1 protein-coding gene is annotated in these 1,371 nt (G+C 41.5%); it reads left to right on the forward strand.

Translation table 11 applies throughout. The annotated features are described in order from the left end of the window. Positions 1–130: 130 nt before the first annotated feature. Positions 131–1,309, forward strand: a complete 1,179-nt coding sequence (locus NFR82_RS08795; protein WP_251717898.1) for an IS256 family transposase — start codon at positions 131–133, stop codon at positions 1,307–1,309. Positions 1,310–1,371 lie beyond the last annotated feature (62 nt).

The raw sequence follows: 1,371 nt of genomic DNA on the forward strand, positions 1-1,371 counted from the left end.
GAGACCGTAAAATAGTTTGTGTAAGGATGAATTATTCCTTAAATTATTTTCTCAAAATATAGAAAAAGGAGTTCCTTTCTCGTATGATTGGTTTGAACAAAAAAACACATACAGAAAGAAGAACTCCTTCATGAATGATTTTACCAAAAATATAGCTCAAGCTCTATTCAATCAAGACAAAATTAACGATTTATTGCGCAATGAAATCCAGCAGGCCATTAATGATTTACTGGAGGCGGAACTGACTGCCTTTTTAGGCTACGATCCCTATGACAAAAGCGGCTGGAACTCTGGTAATTCCAGAAACGGTATCTACTATCGCAAGGTTGATACGCAGTTTGGCAAGATCGAAATTCAGGTTCCCAGAGACAGAAACGGCGAGTTTCATCAGCACACTCTACCTAACTACAAACAGCACTCGGATGTCCTGGAAAGCATGATCATCAAGCTTTACTCCAAAGGCATGACTACCAGAGAAATAGCCGATCTGATTGAAAAGATGTACGGCAGTCATTACAGCCCGGCTCAGGTATCAAACATTTCCAAGCAGATGATTCCCAAAGTTGAGGCTTACCACAAGCGCAGGCTTAGCGGCAGGTTCTTTTGCGTTTATCTTGATGCCACCTATCTTCCGCTATGCCGAGAAACGTTCGAGCGTGAAGCTATCTATATTGCCATCGGCATCAAACCTAATGGCCACAAGGAAGTGATCGACTACTGCATAGCACCCAGCGAAAACGTCGAAGTTTGGACTGAATTGCTTGAGAACATAAAGTCGCGTGGCTTGAAACAAGTCGAGCTGTTCCTGTCCGATGGTGTTGTGGGCATGAAGACAGCTCTGGCCAAGACTTATCCCAAAGCACATTTTCAGCGCTGCTTGGTTCATGTCATGCGCAATATCTGTGCCAAAGTTCGTGTTGATGACCGCGAAAGGATTATGAATGATTTCAAGCAGATTCATAAGCAGCCTGACAAGACAGCCGCTGCGCGGACTCTTCATGTGTTCTACGACAAATGGAACAAAAGCTATAGTCATGTCATCAGGAATCTAAAAGATATTGAGCCTGATCTATTGGTCTTTTACAACTATCCCAAGCAAATCAGATCCTCAATCTATTCCACCAACATGATTGAATCCTTTAATAATGTTGTTAAACGCAAGGCAAAGCCAAAAGCAGAGTTTCCAACTGAACAGTCTCTTGACACCTTTATTGGCATTCAGGCAATGAGCTACAATGGCCGCTATTCTAACCGAATTCATAAAGGCTTCGGGCAAGTGCAGGATACATTGGAATCTTATTTTGATTAAAAGAAAAATTAAAAAATCAATTTACGAGAAAGATCTATTTACACAAACTATTTGACAGTCTC

It is taken from the genome of Lactobacillus agrestimuris (assembly GCF_943193025.1).
GTDB lineage: Bacteria > Bacillota > Bacilli > Lactobacillales > Lactobacillaceae > Lactobacillus > Lactobacillus agrestimuris.